At 65.7% G+C, this 15,616-nt stretch carries 13 protein-coding genes and 1 pseudogene; 10 read left to right on the forward strand and 4 right to left on the reverse strand.

Going from position 1 to position 15,616, the window contains the following annotated elements:
- Positions 1-322: 322 nt before the first annotated feature.
- The 3 genes from Q0S71_RS22390 to Q0S71_RS22400 all read right to left on the reverse strand — a co-directional run bounded on the left by Q0S71_RS22390 (position 323) and on the right by Q0S71_RS22400 (position 3,601).
- Positions 323-1,759 carry an aldehyde dehydrogenase family protein gene (locus tag Q0S71_RS22390; RefSeq protein ID WP_296000720.1) on the reverse strand — a complete coding sequence of 479 codons (1,437 nt, stop codon included), beginning with the start codon at positions 1,757-1,759 and terminating at the stop codon, positions 323-325.
- A gap of 141 nt (positions 1,760-1,900) precedes the next feature.
- Positions 1,901-2,479, reverse strand: a complete 579-nt coding sequence (locus tag Q0S71_RS22395) for a Fe-Mn family superoxide dismutase (RefSeq protein WP_296000722.1) — start codon at positions 2,477-2,479, stop codon at positions 1,901-1,903.
- 141 nt (positions 2,480-2,620) lie between these two features.
- Positions 2,621-3,601 (reverse strand): LacI family DNA-binding transcriptional regulator, encoded by a 981-nt coding sequence (locus Q0S71_RS22400; protein WP_296000752.1) that lies wholly within the window; start codon positions 3,599-3,601, stop codon positions 2,621-2,623.
- A 369-nt stretch (positions 3,602-3,970) separates the two neighbouring features.
- Here Q0S71_RS22400 and Q0S71_RS22405 point away from each other — a divergent pair, with 369 nt between their 5' ends.
- On the forward strand, positions 3,971-4,963 hold the full coding sequence (locus Q0S71_RS22405; protein ID WP_296000725.1) for a glucokinase: 993 nt from the start codon (positions 3,971-3,973) through the stop codon (positions 4,961-4,963).
- 19 nt (positions 4,964-4,982) lie between these two features.
- Here Q0S71_RS22405 and xseA read toward each other — a convergent pair whose 3' ends face one another.
- Positions 4,983-6,347 carry an exodeoxyribonuclease VII large subunit gene (gene xseA, locus Q0S71_RS22410; protein ID WP_296000728.1) on the reverse strand — a complete coding sequence of 455 codons (1,365 nt, stop codon included), beginning with the start codon at positions 6,345-6,347 and terminating at the stop codon, positions 4,983-4,985.
- Between the two features lie 1,407 nt (positions 6,348-7,754).
- Between xseA and Q0S71_RS22415 the strand changes: the two genes are divergently transcribed.
- The 9 genes and pseudogenes from Q0S71_RS22415 to Q0S71_RS22455 form a co-directional block, all read left to right on the forward strand.
- Positions 7,755-8,360, forward strand: coding sequence for a MotA/TolQ/ExbB proton channel family protein (locus Q0S71_RS22415; RefSeq protein WP_296000730.1), 606 nt, complete (start codon positions 7,755-7,757; stop codon positions 8,358-8,360).
- A gap of 9 nt (positions 8,361-8,369) precedes the next feature.
- Positions 8,370-8,802 (forward strand): annotated as a pseudogene (locus Q0S71_RS22420) (ExbD/TolR family protein).
- Between the two features lie 181 nt (positions 8,803-8,983).
- Positions 8,984-10,054 carry a tetraacyldisaccharide 4'-kinase gene (gene lpxK / locus Q0S71_RS22425; protein ID WP_296000733.1) on the forward strand — a complete coding sequence of 357 codons (1,071 nt, stop codon included), beginning with the start codon at positions 8,984-8,986 and terminating at the stop codon, positions 10,052-10,054.
- Entirely contained in the window at positions 10,035-10,211 is a 177-nt protein-coding gene (locus Q0S71_RS22430) for a Trm112 family protein (RefSeq protein WP_296000736.1), read from the forward strand. The genes lpxK and Q0S71_RS22430 overlap by 20 nt, the downstream gene beginning before the upstream one ends.
- A complete protein-coding gene (gene kdsB / locus Q0S71_RS22435) occupies positions 10,212-10,964 on the forward strand; it encodes a 3-deoxy-manno-octulosonate cytidylyltransferase (RefSeq protein WP_296000739.1) in 753 nt (250 codons plus the stop codon). It begins immediately after the preceding gene.
- A 286-nt stretch (positions 10,965-11,250) separates the two neighbouring features.
- Positions 11,251-11,907 carry an adenylate kinase gene (gene adk, locus Q0S71_RS22440; protein WP_296000742.1) on the forward strand — a complete coding sequence of 219 codons (657 nt, stop codon included), beginning with the start codon at positions 11,251-11,253 and terminating at the stop codon, positions 11,905-11,907.
- 237 nt (positions 11,908-12,144) lie between these two features.
- Positions 12,145-14,442 carry a sodium-translocating pyrophosphatase gene (locus tag Q0S71_RS22445; protein WP_296000744.1) on the forward strand — a complete coding sequence of 766 codons (2,298 nt, stop codon included), beginning with the start codon at positions 12,145-12,147 and terminating at the stop codon, positions 14,440-14,442.
- Between the two features lie 195 nt (positions 14,443-14,637).
- Complete coding sequence (locus Q0S71_RS22450; RefSeq protein ID WP_296000747.1) at positions 14,638-15,075, forward strand: hypothetical protein; 438 nt, start codon at positions 14,638-14,640, stop codon at positions 15,073-15,075.
- Between the two features lie 12 nt (positions 15,076-15,087).
- Positions 15,088-15,616 (forward strand): YMGG-like glycine zipper-containing protein (locus tag Q0S71_RS22455; protein ID WP_296000750.1); only part of this gene is annotated, 529 nt, incomplete at its 3' end.

The raw sequence follows: 15,616 nt of genomic DNA on the forward strand, positions 1-15,616 counted from the left end.
ACGCGCTATCGCTTACTAAAATTTCCGCGCGGGACGCGAAACCATCCTAAATCCCGGCCTGTATTTGTTAGAGCCGTGTAGTACGATTTAGTTCCGCCGATAGCGCAGAACCGCATGAAATAGTAAGGAGTAGCGGCAGCTAGTATGCAATAGCAGATTTTAGTAAAACCGAAAAAAAGGCACACCCACCCCACACCCGGTAAGCGTGCCCAACGCTAAGGCGAACTAAGGCACAGGCGAACCAAGGCACAGGCGAACTGTGCCTTGAAACGATGGCGTTTCCCCTGTAATTCTTGAAGAAACGCAGAACGCGCGGGCCGGCCTACCTTTCGGCTGCGCCCATGATGGCCTTGGTCTCCAAGAATTCGTCGATGCCGGCCGCGCCCCATTCGCGTCCCACGCCCGACTGCTTGTAGCCACCGAACGGCGCGCCCGGATCGATGCCGGCGCCGTTCAAATGCACCATGCCGGTTCGCAACTGGCGGGCCACGTCGCGCGCGCGTTCCAAGGTGCCGCCGTAGACGTATCCGGACAGTCCATAGACGCTGTCGTTGGCGATGGCGACGGCTTCCTCCTCGCTGTCGTAAGGGATCATCGTCAGTACCGGGCCGAAGATTTCTTCCTGCGCGATGCACATGCCGTTGTGCGCGCCGCTGAAAATGGTGGGCCGCGCATAATAGCCGCGCGCCAGTCCCTCGGGCCGGCCGGGGCCGCCGGCGATCACGCGCGCGCCTTGCTCTATGCCCTTGGCGATCATGGCTTGCACGCGCTGGTACTGGCGGGCGTTGGCGATGGGTCCGGTGGTGGTGGCGGGCGCCCGCGGATCGCCGACCACCAGCCGCGCGACGACGGCGGCGGCCAGCGTTTCGGCCTGCGCCAGTTTGGCGGCCGGCACCAGCATGCGCGAGGGCGCGTTGCAGCTCTGGCCCGTGTTGCTCATCATGCCCATCACGCCGGCCTTGATGGCGTCGGCCAGCGGCGCGTCGTCGAGGATGATGTTGGCCGATTTGCCGCCCAGTTCCAGCGACACCACCTTGACCGTGTCGGCCGCGTGTTTGGCGACGGAGGCGCCGGCGCGGGTCGAGCCGGTCAGCGACACCATGTCCACCTGCGGGTGGGCCGACAGCAGCGGACCGATCACGGCGCCGTCGCCGTGCAGCATATTGAACACGCCGGCCGGCAGGCCCGCCGCCGCCACGATCTCGGCGAAGATCTGCGACGAGAACGGCGCCAGCTCGCTCGGTTTGAGCACGACGGTGCAGCCGGCCAGCAGCGCCGGCGCGACCTTGCAGACGATCTGGTTCATCGGCCAGTTCCACGGCGTGATGAGCGCGCACACGCCGACCGGCTCCTTGACCAGCAGCGTGCGGCCCTGCTGGCGCTCGAAGGGATAATCCTTGGCCAGCGCCAGCGCGGTCTGCAAATGCCACAGTCCCATCGGCGCCTGCGCCGGCCGCGCCAGCTTGTGCAGCGGCGCGCCCATTTCCTCGCTGATGGCGGCGGCCAGGTCGTCGAGCCGCTTTTCATATTCGTTAGCGATGGCGGCGATCCACTCCACGCGCCGCGCCAGCGGCGTGCGCGCATAGCCGGCGAAGGCGCGGCGCGCGGCCAGCACGGCGCGGTCGACGTCGTCGCCGTCGCCCAGCAGCACGGAGCCGGCCACTTCCTCGGTGGCCGGATTGATGACGTCCCACTGTTGGCCGCCGTTGACGGGGGCGACCCACTGGCCGTCGATATAAAACTGGTGATGGTTGCGCATGGCGGTCTCCTTGAGTATCGGTGGGTGGTGCGTGGTCCATGGTAGCGGCGAACCGGGCGGCGGCGCGCGCGGGATAAAAAAAATCCACGCGCGCGGCGTGGATTTTTTAGCGGTTCAGCGGGCTAGCGGAATACCGGTCGCTCAGGCGAAGTTGGCGCCGGCGAATTCCCAGTTGACCAGTTTCCAGAACGTTTCCACATATTTAGGACGGGCGTTGCGGTAGTCGACGTAGTAAGCGTGTTCCCACACGTCGCAGGTCAGCAGCGGGGTGTCGGCGCCGGTCAGCGGCGTGGCGGCGTTCGAGGTGTTGACGATGTCGACCGAACCGTCGGCCTTTTTCACCAGCCAGGTCCAGCCGGAACCGAAGTTGCCGACGCAGGACTTGGTGAATTCTTCCTTGAACTTGTCGAACGAGCCCCACTTGGCGTCGATGGCGGCGGCCAGCGCGCCGGCCGGTGCGCCGGTGCTGGCCGGGGTCAGGCCGTTCCAGTAAAAGGTGTGGTTCCACACCTGGGCGGCGTTGTTGAAGATGCCGCCCGACGATTTCTTGATGATGTCGACCAGCGGCAGTTCCGCGAACTCGGTGCCCTTGATGAGGTTGTTCAAGTTGGTGACATACGCTTGGTGGTGCTTACCGTAGTGGTATTCCAGCGTTTCCTTCGAGATGTGCGGCGCCAGGGCGTCCATAGCATACGGCAGAGGGGGCAGGGTATGTTCCATTGTTATTCCTTGGTGGTGAGGGACAGAAAAAAGACAGAAGATTATTTTTGCCGAAACGACCACCATTGTAAAGCGGATGGGCCAACGTTGCAGAAACGCGGACAATGCCGCGCGTCAAGGCCACGCGTCACGGCCGCCGACTCAGCGCACCCGGCGCGTCGTTTCGCGCACGATCAGCTCCAGCGGCGGCACTTCGCTGCCCACGGTGTCGCCGTTGATCAGGCGCCGCAGCGCGTTGGTGGCGATCAGGCCGATGTCGTACAGCGGCTGGCGCACCGTCGTCAGCGGCGGCGTCGTGTAGGACGAGCCGGGCAGATCGTCGAAGCCGACCAGGGAGATATCGTCGGGCACCCGTATGCCCTTGCGATACAGGCACAGGCGCACGCCGTAGGCGCTCAAGTCGTTGGCGGCGAACACGGCCGAGAATTGCTGCTGCGTGTCGAACAGGTGGTTGACGGCCAGCAGGCCGCTGCTTTCGTGGAAGTTGCCTTCGACGATGAGCTTGGGGTCGGGCCCGATGTCGGCCTCGCGCAGCGCCCGCAGATAGCCGGTGAGGCGCTCGTCGGCGTCGTGGTTGTTGGCCGGGCCGGACACGAAGGCGATGCGGCGGTGGCCCAGCTCAATCAAATGGTGGACGGCCAGCCAGGCGCCGTGCTCGTTGTCGAGCTTGATGCCCAGCGCGCTGCGCGTGTGCAGGGCGCGGCCGGTCGAGACGATGGGGCGCTGGCCGGAAAATTGCAATACCGCCTCGTCCGACATGCGGCCCGACAGCAGGATGATGCCGTCGACCTTGCGCGCCAGCAGCAGGCGGATGCGTTCGGCCTCCTCCTCGGCGTTCCAGTGGCCGCTGACGATGACTGAGGCGTAGCCGGTGCCCTTGAGGCCGTCGTCCACGCCGCGCAGCGTCTCGTCGAAAAAGGGGCTGGAAATATCTTGCACGACGATGCCGATGGTCATCGAGCGGCCTTTTTTCAAGCCCTGGGCCATCTGGTTGGGCGCGAAATTGACCTTGGTGATGGCGGCCAGCACGGCCAGGCGCTTGTCTTCGGAAACGCGGGCCGTGCCGTTGAGGATGCGCGACACCGTGCTCGGCGACACGCCCGCCAGACGGGCGACGTCCATCAGGGTCGAAGGGGGGGGCGAGGTGTCTGCGTGGATCAAGTGGCGTCCTGTCGGGGGCATGGTTGTCGGCGACCGCCTGAAAACCTTTTCAAACGAGCTTATCATAAATGTGACGCAATCATGTCAGAGTCATACGATTATTCTGCCGCCACCGTATTGCGCCCGGCCGCCGCGGCCGGCCCGCGCTGCGCCGCCGCGTTTGACGCGGCCGTGCCGCCGTGCCGCCGGGCTTGACGCGGCCGCCCCGCGCACCGACACTGGCGCTCACCGTCCGGCGCGACCCGTCATGCCGGCCACCGCTGCCAACACTATCATCCCGACTATTCCGACCATCCGACCATCCGACTATCCCGATCCCAAAGCGAGCCCATGAAACACCCAACCTTTTCCGACTATACGACCGGCCCGCGCCTGCTGGCCGCCATCGGCGCCACCAACGCCCGCTTCGCGCTGGAGACGGGGCCGCATCGGCTCGAGGCGATCTGGTCCACCGAATGCGGCGCCTACCCGACGCTGGGCGCGGCCATCGTCCACTACCTGGCCCAGCCGGCGACGGTGGCGGCCGGCGGCTATCAGGCGCGGCTGGCCGGCATCGCCATCGCCAACCCCATCGACGGCGACTGGGTGCGCATGACCAACCACCACTGGTCGTTTTCGATCGAAGCGGTCAGCTCGCAGTTCGGCCTCAAGGCGCTGGTGGTGGTCAACGACTTCACGGCGCTGGCCAGCGCCTTGCCCCATCTGGCGCCGCAACACAAGCGCCAGATCGGCGGCGGCGCGGCGCGGGCCGACGCCGTCATCGGCCTGGTCGGCGCCGGCACGGGCCTCGGCGTGTCCGGCCTGGTGCCGGCCGGCGAACGGTGGATCGCCCTCGACAGCGAGGGCGGCCACGGCAGCTTCGCGCCCATGAGCGAGCGCGAGATCGACATCCTGCGCTACGCGCGCCGCTATCACGAGCACGTGTCGAGCGAACGGCTGGTGTCGGGCATCGGGCTGGACCTGGTCTACCGCGCGCTGGCCGAGCGCGCCGGCGTGGCCGCGCCGCCGCGCGCCGCGCCGGAGATCGTCGAGCGCGGCCTGGCCGGCGCGGACGCCGTCTGCGTCGAGACGCTGGACGTGTTTTGCGACATGCTCGGCACGGTGGCCGGCAACGTCGCGCTGACGCTGGGCGCCAAGGGCGGCATCTATATCGGCGGCGGCATCGTGCCGCGCATGGGTGGTTTTTTCGAGCGCTCGGGATTCCGCGCCCGCTTCGAGAGCAAGGGACGCTTCTCCGATTATCTGGCGCAGATCCCGACCTTCGTCATCACCGAAGAATATCCGGCGCTGATCGGCATGTCGGCCATGCTGTCGGCGCACTAGCGAAGTAGCGCCCCGGCGTTCAGCCCAGCGTCGCCTGCACCGCCGCCACGTCGATGCTGGCGCTGCCTTCGGCCAGCCGCACCGTCAGCGTCTGGCGCGGCTGCAACTGCGCCGGCGCGCGCACGATCGCGCCTTTGGCGTCGGTGATGATGGCATAGCCGCGCTCGAGCGTGCGCTGCGGATTGAGCAGCTCCAGCTGCGCCGCCAGCGCCGCCAGCGCGTCGCGCCGCTGGCCGAGCTGCGTCGCCATCCCCAACGCGCCGCGATGCTGCCAGCCGGCCAGCTGCGCGCGCACCGCCGTCAGATCCGGCCGGCGCGCCGCCAGCCGTCCGCCCAGCCGGTCGAGCGCGTAGCGCGCCCGTCCCAGCGGCGCGCGCTGGGCATGCACCAAGGCCGTCGACAAGGCCAACACCTTCAGGCGTTGCTGCCGTATCTGCGCGGCCGGGCTGAGCAACCGCCGCGCATAAGCGTCCAGCGTCTGCGCGGCGTCCGTCACGCTGCGGCGCATGGCGCGGCGCAGGTCGGTGGCGTCGGCCCGCAGCGACGACAGCCAGTCCGCCCGCGGCGTCGCCGCCAGCTCGGCGGCGGCCGTCGGCGTGGCCGCGCGCAGGTCGGCGGCGAAATCGCAGATGGTGAAATCGGTCTCGTGGCCGACGCCGGAAATCACCGGCATGCTGCATTCGGCCACCGCGTAGGCCACCGCCTCGTCATTGAACGACCACAGATCCTCGATGCTGCCGCCGCCACGGCAGACGATCAGCACATCGCACTCGGCGCGGCGGGAAGCGGTGCGGATCGCGGCGGCGATTTTCTCGGGCGCCTGCTGGCCCTGCACCGGCGTCGGATACAGCACCACGCTCACGTGCGGCGCGCGCCGGCGCAGCGCCGTCAACACGTCGCCCAGCGCCGCCGCCTGCGGGCTGGTGACGATGCCGATGGTGCGCGCGAACATCGGCAGGCCGCGCTTGCGTTCCGGCTCGAACAGGCCGGCCGCCGTCAGCTTTTCCTTCAGCCGCAAAAAGGCTTCAAACAGCACGCCGACGCCGGCGCGCCGGATCGCCTCGACATTGATCTGGTAGTCGCCGCGCGCGCCGTACAGCGTCACCAACGCCCGCACCTCGACCTTGTCGCCCTCGCGCGGGATGAAGCCGGCATATTGCGCGCGGCCGCGGAACATCACGGCGCGCACCTGGGCCGCGTCGTCCTTGAGCGTGAAATACCAGTGGCCGGAACTGGCGCGCGTGAAGTTCGACACTTCGCCGGCGATCCAGCTCAAGGGAAAGGAACGCTCCAGCAGGCGCGCCACCGCCTGGTTCAGCGCGGTGACCGTCATCACCGGGGCGGCGGAAGCGGGGCTGGAATCGTTGCGGTCGTCGAAGTTCATAGGTGTCAAAAGAATAGCTATCCACACTGGATTAATTTGGTCGCGCCGCCGGCGTCACCGCATCGGCAGCCCCGGAGGCCCACATAGGCGGCTGATTTTAAAGGATAAACACGCTAAGCGCCATGCGCCGCCGCCGGCGCAACCCGGGCCGATCACGGCGTTTCAGCGGCGCGACCGAGAGTTACACACAAAGTTATCCACAACAGCGCATCTCGTCGGCCGGCGCCGGGCGTGAGCGATAGTTGTTTTCTTATTGCAATTTTCATCATGCTCAAAATTTAAGCAAGCAAAGTATATTGATTAGAATCAACAGCTTAAGCCGTCAACATGGCTGTTGCGCACAATTTTATCCACAGAAGGTGTGCAAAACCCGTGCGCCGCTGATCCGCCGGTGATGGCGCCGACCAGCGGTCCCGACCGTGCCGGCGCCGCCGTCGGGGCGAATAATGCCCTGCTTAATTTTTACGCAAGGCAAGAAAGTTTATATAAATCAAGCACTTCAGGCCGACCGTACGGGCTTGCTAACAATCTTATCCACACAAAATGTGCAGAAGTGGATAAGTCTGACGATAGCCCGGCATTATCGCTCTCCCGGCCTGGCGCGGCGGTGGAAAACCGCGTTTTCAGGGCCGTGGACGGCCATAATGGCTTATCTGCACTATTTTTACTCACGGCAAAATTATCCTTATAAATCAACGATCTTTCACCATGCCATAGGCGTTGCTCACAATCTTATCCACATTTAGTGTGCAGAAGTCCGGCGCCCATGGCGGTCGCCACAGCACTCCGTTTGCCCGTTTTGCGCTGCGTTTATTTTACGCATGGAAAAAATACCCTTAAGAATCAAGGGCTTTGCCCGCACTGTGCATGCTTGCTAACAATCTTATCCACAATTTATGTGCAGAACTGCGCGCCAGTGCACATCGGAGCGCGACTGTTGCCCTCGAAGTAAGGCTTTGCCTGGATAAGTGGCGAGAATCGCCCGCAATCCCGACCTTGCCCTATTTTTACGCACGGAAATAAAACCGTTTAGTATCAAGGCGCTAGGGCGGAGCGCCCGGCCTTGCGCACAATCTTATCAACAGAATATGTGCAGAAGTTGGCATAACTTTTGCTGAGCTTTCAAGGCCGTCGCCGCTGCGCGCCTGCGTTATTTTTAAGCGCCGCAATTAAACGCTGATTAATCAAGGGCTTGCGTTGTGTATTGCAGCATTGCACACATCATTGTCCACAGAAAATGTGCAGAACTCCACAGGCGGCCCCCGCGCGCCTGGTCGGCCGTGGCCGCGCCGCGCCGGTCAATCGCCCCTTGCCGATAGCGTCCCAACAAGATACATTGCGCCTTCGGGTGCCGTGGCGGCGTTGGGTTGCCACCGCGGATATGATTTATCCACACAGGAGTTCGTTTTGCTCGCCATTCTTCAAGCTGCAGGTTGGCCTATCTGGCTGTTGTTGATTGCCTCCATCGTTGCCACCGCCTTAATCATCGAACGCTTGCTCTATCTGCGCCGCAGCAAAATCCTGCCGCGTCAGCTGCTCGATGAAGTGGTGCGGGTCTACCGCAGCGGCACCATCACCCCCGACATCATCGACAAGCTGGAAAAAAGCTCGCCGCTGGGCGTGGTGCTGTCGGCCGCGCTGCGCAACATCGAGTCGCCGCGCGACGTGATGAAGGAATCGATCGAGGAGGCCGGCGGCGGCGTGGCCCACATGCTCGAACGCTTCCTGACGACGCTGGGGACGATCGCCTCGCTGGCGCCGCTGATGGGCCTGTTCGGCACCGTGGTCGGCATGATCGAGATTTTCGGCGCCCAGAACAGCAGCGGCACCAACCCGGCCCAGCTGGCGCACGGCATTTCGGTGGCGCTCTACAACACCGGCTTCGGCCTCGCCATCGCCATGCCGACGCTGGTGTTCTACCGCCACTTCCGCGCGCTGGTCGACAGCTTCATCATCGAGATGGAGCAGCAGGCCGTCAAATTCGTCGACGTCGTGCACCTGGCGCGCAAATAAGGGGACGGCATGAATTTCCGCAAAGGGAAGGGCCGCGAAGACCCCGAAATCAATTTGATCCCCTTCATCGACGTGCTGCTGGTGATTTTGATCTTCATGATGGTCACGACCACCTACAGCAAGTTCACCGAGTTGCAGATCACGCTGCCGACGGCCGACGCCGAAGGCCGTCGAAAAGCCGTACGAGCTCAACGTGACGGTCGACGCCAAGGGCAGTTACACCATCAACGGCACGCCGGTGTCCTTCCACGACGTGGCCGGATTCGCCGACGCGATGAAGGCGGCGGCCAAGGAAAATCCGCAGCCGGGCAAGACGCCGGTGGTCATCATCAACGCCGACCAGTTCGCCATGCACCAGATGGTCATCAACGTGATGGAAGCGGCCCGCATCGCCGGCTACGACAAGCTGACGTTCGCCGCCCAAACGAGCGGCGCGAAATAAGCCGGCGCGGCCGGGCGCATGCCGCCGGCGTGACGTCGGGGGTGGACCACGGTTTCGAGAGATTCATGCGAAACCGTGGTCCGACCTCCGGTCTTGACCGCGATTTAGGCGCCCCGCGCATCCCCTTTCCGAGCCCGATTTAGCCGCCCGCCGCATCCCCTTTAGCCCCCCATCCCCACGCATGGCTACTTCCCCCTCCACGCTGCAAACCACGCTGACGCGCAACTGGCTGCGCCGCGGTCCGCTGGCGTGCGCGCTGTGGCCGCTGTCGCTGCTGTTCCGCGCCCTGGGCGCCGTGCGCCGCCGCCTCTACCTGAGCGGCGTATTCGCCTCGTCGCGCTTGCCGGTGCCGGTGGTCGTGGTGGGCAATATCTTCATCGGCGGCACCGGCAAGACGCCGCTGACGATCTGGCTGGTGCAAGCCTTGCAACAGGCCGGCTTCCACCCGGGCGTGATTTCACGCGGCCACGGCGGCGCGGCCGGCGCGGCGCGCGCGGTGACGGCGTCGTCGTCGCCGCGCGACGTCGGCGACGAGCCGCTGCTGATCGCCCAGCGCACCGGCGCGCCGGTGATGGTGGGCCGCGACCGCGCCGCCGCCGGCCGCGCCTTGCTGGCGGCGCAGCCGCTGGTCGACGTCATCGTCACCGACGACGGCTTGCAGCACTACGCCTTGCAGCGCGACGTGGAAATCATCCTGTTCGACGGCCGTGGCGCCGGCAACGGCTGGCTGCTGCCGGCCGGGCCGCTGCGCGAACCGCGTTCGCGCCGGCGCGACGTCACCGTCATCAACACGCCGCAAATGAATGAGCGCCTGTCGGCGTCGGTGGCCGCCCCGGTGTCCGCAGCCTCGTCCGCCGGCGCGCCGTTCCAGATGACCCTGGCCGGCGAGCACGCCGAACAATTGATCGACCGCCGCCGGCGGCGCCCGCTGGCCGACCTGAACCAGCCCGGCCTGCGGCTGGCGGCGGCGGCCGGCATCGGCAATCCGGCGCGTTTTTTCGGCATGCTCAAAACCGCCGGCCTGAGCATCTCCGAGCTGCCACTGCCCGACCATCACGATTTCCTCGACCGCCCGTTTGCCGGCCTCGACGCGGACCTGATCTTGATGACGGAGAAGGATGCAGTAAAATGTGCGCAAATTGACGAACTAAAGGACGACCCGCGCCTGTGGGTGGTCCCGGTGACAGCGCGCATCAACGCGGCGCTGGCCGACCTCATTGTGGAGAAAATCCGTGGATGCACGACTGCTTGATATCCTGGTCTGCCCTGTATGCAAAGGCCCCCTGGAGTACGATAAAAAAGCGCAGGAAATGATCTGCAAGGGCGACCGCCTGGCCTATCCCATCCGCGACGGCATCCCCATCATGTGGGCCGACGAGGCCCGCACCTTGCAGGACGCGGCGGAATAAATGTCGTTCATCGTCATCATTCCGGCGCGGCTGGCCTCGACCCGGCTGCCGAACAAGCCGCTGGCCGACCTGGGCGGCAAGCCCATGGTGGTGCGCGTGGCCGAGCGCGCGCGCGCGGCCGGCGCGGCCCGCATCATCGTCGCCACCGACCATGAGGCCATCCGCGCCGCCTGCGAGGCGCACGGCATGGAAGTGTGCATGACGCGCGCCGACCATCCCTCGGGCACCGACCGCATCGCCGAGGTGGCGCGCGCGCTGCGACTGGCGCCGGACGCGGTGGTCGTCAATTTGCAGGGCGACGAGCCGTTGATCGAGCCCTCCCTGCTGCGGGAGGCGGCCGCCCTGATCGGCGCCGACGTGCCCATGGCCACCTGCGCCCACCCGCTGCACGACGCGGCCGACGCCTTCAACCCCAACGTGGTCAAGGTGGTGCTCGATAAAAACGGCCGCGCCCTGTACTTTTCGCGGGCGACGATACCGTGGGCCCGGGACGCCTTCGCGCAGGATAAAACGGCCTTGCCGTCCGGCTACGTGCCGCTGCGCCACATCGGCCTGTATGCCTACCGCAACGACTTCCTGCAAAGCTATTCCGGCCTGGCCGTCTCGCCGCTGGAAGCCATCGAGGCGCTGGAACAGCTGCGCGTGCTGTGGCACGGCTATCCGATCGCGGTCCACGTGACCGCCACGGCGCCGGCCGCCGGCGTCGACACGCCGGAAGATCTGGAGCGTGTGCGCGGCCATTATTTATCGTGACGATTCAGTTATAAGTAAGGGAAATCTGATATAACGTAGACAATAGTGCGATATTCATAGGATTTATCGCCATTTATTCCATTTGGCGCAAAGCTTAGCCGGATCGTGCGCTCCTGAGACCCATAAATTGGCGTCAAGGGCGACTTTTGTGGTAAGTTTCGTAGCAAGTTAGTCGAACTGGCAGCATTGTTTCAGTTTCCCTATAGTTTGCGATGGGATGGCAGATTATCATCATCGCTACCACCGTCGCTTTCCACCATATTAATATCTGTTTTAGGAATTTTTCATGCGTCTTATTCTTTTAGGAGCACCAGGAGCCGGCAAAGGCACCCAGGCTAATTTCATCAAAGAAAAATACAACATCCCGCAAATCTCCACCGGCGACATGCTGCGCGCGGCCATCGCCGCCGGCACCGAACTCGGTATTGCGGCCAAGAAGGTCATGGACACGGGCGGCCTGGTGTCGGACGACATCATGATCGGCCTCGTCAAAGACCGTTTGACCCAGCCCGACTGCGCCAACGGCTATCTGTTCGACGGCTTCCCGCGCACCATCGCCCAGGCCGACGCGATGAAAGAGGCCGGCATCGGCGTCGACTACGTGCTCGAAATCGCCGTGCCGGACGAGTCCATCATCGAACGCATGGACGGCCGCCGCTGCCATCCGGGTTCGGGCCGCGTCTACCACGTCAAGTTCAACCCGCCCAAGGTCGAAGGCAAGGACGACGTCACCGGCGAAACGCTGGTGCAGCGTCCCGACGACAAGGCCGAGACCGTCAAAAAGCGGCTGGACGTCTACCACAACCAGACCGAAGTGCTGCTCGGCTACTATCACAGCTGGGCCGACACCGGCGAACCGGGTGCGCCGCAGTACCGCCGCATCGCCGGCGTCGGCCCGGTCGAGCAAATCCGCGACAGCGCCTTTGCCGCTCTGGCGAACTAAGCAGGAAAGTAAAGCGGACCGTGCGTCCGCTTTTTTTATGGCGGCGAGCTGAGGCGCCCGCAGCACCCGGCATCACCGCGCGCAATGCCGCCATGCGCCCATGCCGGCCACCGGGCCAGTCCCCACGAATTGATATCTGAGTTTTGCAGTGCGCGTTGGTTGGTCGCGCGTTCCGGTCCGGGGCGCGACGGTTTTCTAAGTGTGTTTGTATGCCGGATCAATAAAAAAGGGGACAATATGGCAGTCAGTCTGTGGTTCATCGTGGTATGCGGCGTCATCGCCGTGGTGTACGGTTTATGGTCGCGCAGCTGGATATTGCGTCAGGACGCGGGCAATGCGCGCATGCAGGAAATCGCCCTCGCGATCCAGCAGGGCGCCGCCGCCTACCTGGCGCGCCAGTACCGCACCATCGCCATCGTCGGCGTGGTGCTGCTGGTGCTGATCTTCTTTTTGCTGGGCGCGCAGACCGCGCTCGGCTTCCTGATCGGCGCCGTGCTGTCGGGCGCCTGCGGCTTCATCGGCATGAACGTGTCGGTGCGCGCCAACGTGCGCACGGCCCAGGCCGCGACCCGGGGCATGAACGAGGCGCTCGACGTCGCCTTCAAGGGCGGCGCCATCACCGGCATGCTGGTGGTCGGCCTCGGCCTGCTGGGCGTGGCGCTGTTCTATCTGCTGCTCACCAGCCTGGCCTCCTCGGCCTATCCGAATCCCACCCAGAGCGTGCATGACGTCATCAAGCCGCTGATCGGCCTGGCCTTCGGCGCCTCGCTGATCTCCATCTTCGCCCGGCTCGGCGGCGGCATCTTCACCAAGGGCGCCGACGTCGGCGCCGACCTGGTCGGCAAGGTCGAGGCCGGCATCCCCGAGGACGACCCGCGCAACCCGGCCGTCATCGCCGACAACGTGGGCGACAACGTCGGCGACTGCGCCGGCATGGCGGCCGACCTGTTCGAGACCTATGTCGTGACGCTGATCGCGACCATGTTGCTGGGCGCGCTGCTGATCGCCTCGGCGCCGACCTCGGCCATCATCTATCCGCTGCTGCTGGGCGCGGTCTCCATCCTCGCCTCCATCGTCGGCTGCGCCATGGTCAAGGCCACGCCGGGCAAGAAAATCATGTCGGCCCTGTACACCGGCCTGTGGTGGGCGGCCGGCCTGTCGCTGCTCGGCTTCGCCGCCGTCACGTGGCTGATCTGGCCCGACCCCGACATGCGCCTGCGCATGATGGGCTGCACCGTGGTCGGCATCGTGCTGACCGGCTTGATGGTCTACATCACCGAGTATTACACCGGCACCGACTTCAAGCCCGTGCGCCACATCGCCGAAGCGTCGACCACCGGCCACGGCACCAACATCATCGCCGGCCTCGGCGTGTCGATGAAGTCGACCGCCTACCCGGTGCTGGCCGTGTGCGCCGCCATCTTGCTGTCCTACCAGTTGTTCGGCCTGTACGGCATCGCCATCGCCGCCACGGCCATGCTGTCGATGGCCGGCATCATCGTCGCCCTCGACGCCTACGGCCCCATCACCGACAACGCCGGCGGCATCGCCGAAATGGCCGGCATGCCCGACTCGGTGCGCGCCATCACCGACCCGCTCGACGCCGTCGGCAACACCACCAAGGCCGTCACCAAGGGTTACGCCATCGGCTCGGCGGGCCTGGCCGCGCTGGTGCTGTTCGCCGATTACACGCACGCGCTCGAATCGGTCGGCAAGTCGATCAGCTTCGACCTGTCCAATCCCATGGTCATCGTCGGCCTGATTATCGGCGGCCTGATCCCGTATCTGTTCGGCGCCATGGCGATGGAGGCGGTGGGCCGCGCGGCCGGCGCCGTGGTGGTCGAAGTGCGGCGCCAGTTCCGCGACATCAAGGGCATCATGGACGGCAGCGGCAAGCCCGAATACGACAAGGCGGTCGACATGCTGACCGCCTCGGCCATCAAGGAAATGATCATCCCGTCGCTGCTGCCGGTGGTCGTGCCCATCGTGGTCGGCATGCTGCTGGGGCCGGCCGCGCTGGGCGGCATGCTGATGGGGACCATCATCACCGGCCTGTTCGTCGCGATCTCGATGACGACCGGCGGCGGCGCCTGGGACAACGCCAAGAAATATATCGAGGACGGCCATTTCGGCGGCAAGGGCTCGGACGCGCACAAGGCGGCCGTGACGGGCGACACGGTCGGCGACCCCTACAAGGACACGGCCGGCCCGGCCGTCAACCCGCTCATCAAGATCATCAACATCGTGGCGCTGCTGCTGGTGCCGCTGCTGCCGGCCAGCGGCTGGCTGGCGGTGACGGCGCCGACCCTCGCTGCCAGCGCTGGCATGGTGACGGCGCCGGCGCTCATGTCGGGCGCGAACCCGCCGACGGCGCCGGCGCCGCCGATGCTGCTGGCGCCGTCCGCGCCGACGGACCAGGCCCCGGCCGCGACATCGGACCCGGCCCCGGCGGCCCAGCCGGAAACCGTGGCGATGCCCGCCATCCCGCAGACCAAGTCGGAGACGGCCGAGCCGGTCGCGCTGCCGGCAAAGTAAGCATGCCGGCAAAGTCGGTGCGCCGGCGCGAACCACCATCGGGGTCCGACCCCGGGGCCACGCGCCGCCCCCAAAATTTCCTTTCCGCCATATCGTCCTGGTGTAACAGGTTACTAATTGTTTCAGCCTCTTTCCTTGTCGCGATCACCGGCCATAATGAAGTCAGGTGATCCACTTTAATCGCGAGGTGAGGACATGAACTATCTCAAACCAGCGCTGACCATCGCGCTACTGGCGTGCTCCGCGGTCTGCACCAACGCCTGGGCCCAGCATGGCCACGGCGGCGGAGGCGGCCACGGCGGCGCGCATGTCGGCGGCCATTATGGCGGCGGCCACTACGGCGGCCATTACGGAGGCCGTTTCGGCATCGGCATCGGCATCGGCGCGCCGCTGTATTGGCCCGGGTGGTATGGCGCGCCGTACTACGATCCCTATTACTATCCCGGCTATTACGCGCCGACCGTCGTCGTGCCGGCCGATCCGCCGGTCTATGTCGAGCGCAGCGCGCCGGCCGCGACGTCGGCGCCGACCTGGTCGTATTGCTCGCGGCCGGCTGGCTACTATCCCTACGTCAAGCAATGCGACGTCCCATGGCGCGCGGTCGATCCGGCCAGCGTGCCGGCGCCGCGATAAGAGGAGGGCGCCATGCCATCGCTACCGTCCACATTCCGCCTCATCGCCGGCGCGCTGCCGCTGATATTGACCGCCTGCGCCGTCGCGCCGACGGGCCCGAGCATGATGGCGCTGCCGGGCAGCGGCAAGAATTTCGGCCAGTTCCAGGCTGACGATCAATCCTGCCGCAACTACGCGCAAGCGCAGGCGGGCTCCGCGCAGCAGGCCAGCGACGAAAGCACGGTGCGCAGCGCCGCCCTCGGCACGGTGGTCGGCGCGGCGCTGGGCGCGGCTGTCAACGGCGGCCGGGGCGCCGGCGTTGGCGCCGGCACCGGCCTGGCGTTCGGCACGATGGCCGGTGTCGGCGAGGGCGAACGCTCGGCTTACGGTGCGCAGCGGCGCTACGACAACGCGTACCAACAATGTATGTACGCGCAAGGCAACCGCGTGCCGGTATCGGGACGGATGATGGCGAGCCCGCCGCCGGCTTACAACGACGGTTATAACAACGGCGCCAACTATCCGCCGCCGAACACGCCGCCACCGCCGCCTTTGCCGCCGG

The sequence above is a fragment of the Rugamonas sp. genome (assembly GCF_025354735.1).
In the GTDB taxonomy this organism is placed as follows: domain Bacteria; phylum Pseudomonadota; class Gammaproteobacteria; order Burkholderiales; family Burkholderiaceae_D; genus Rugamonas.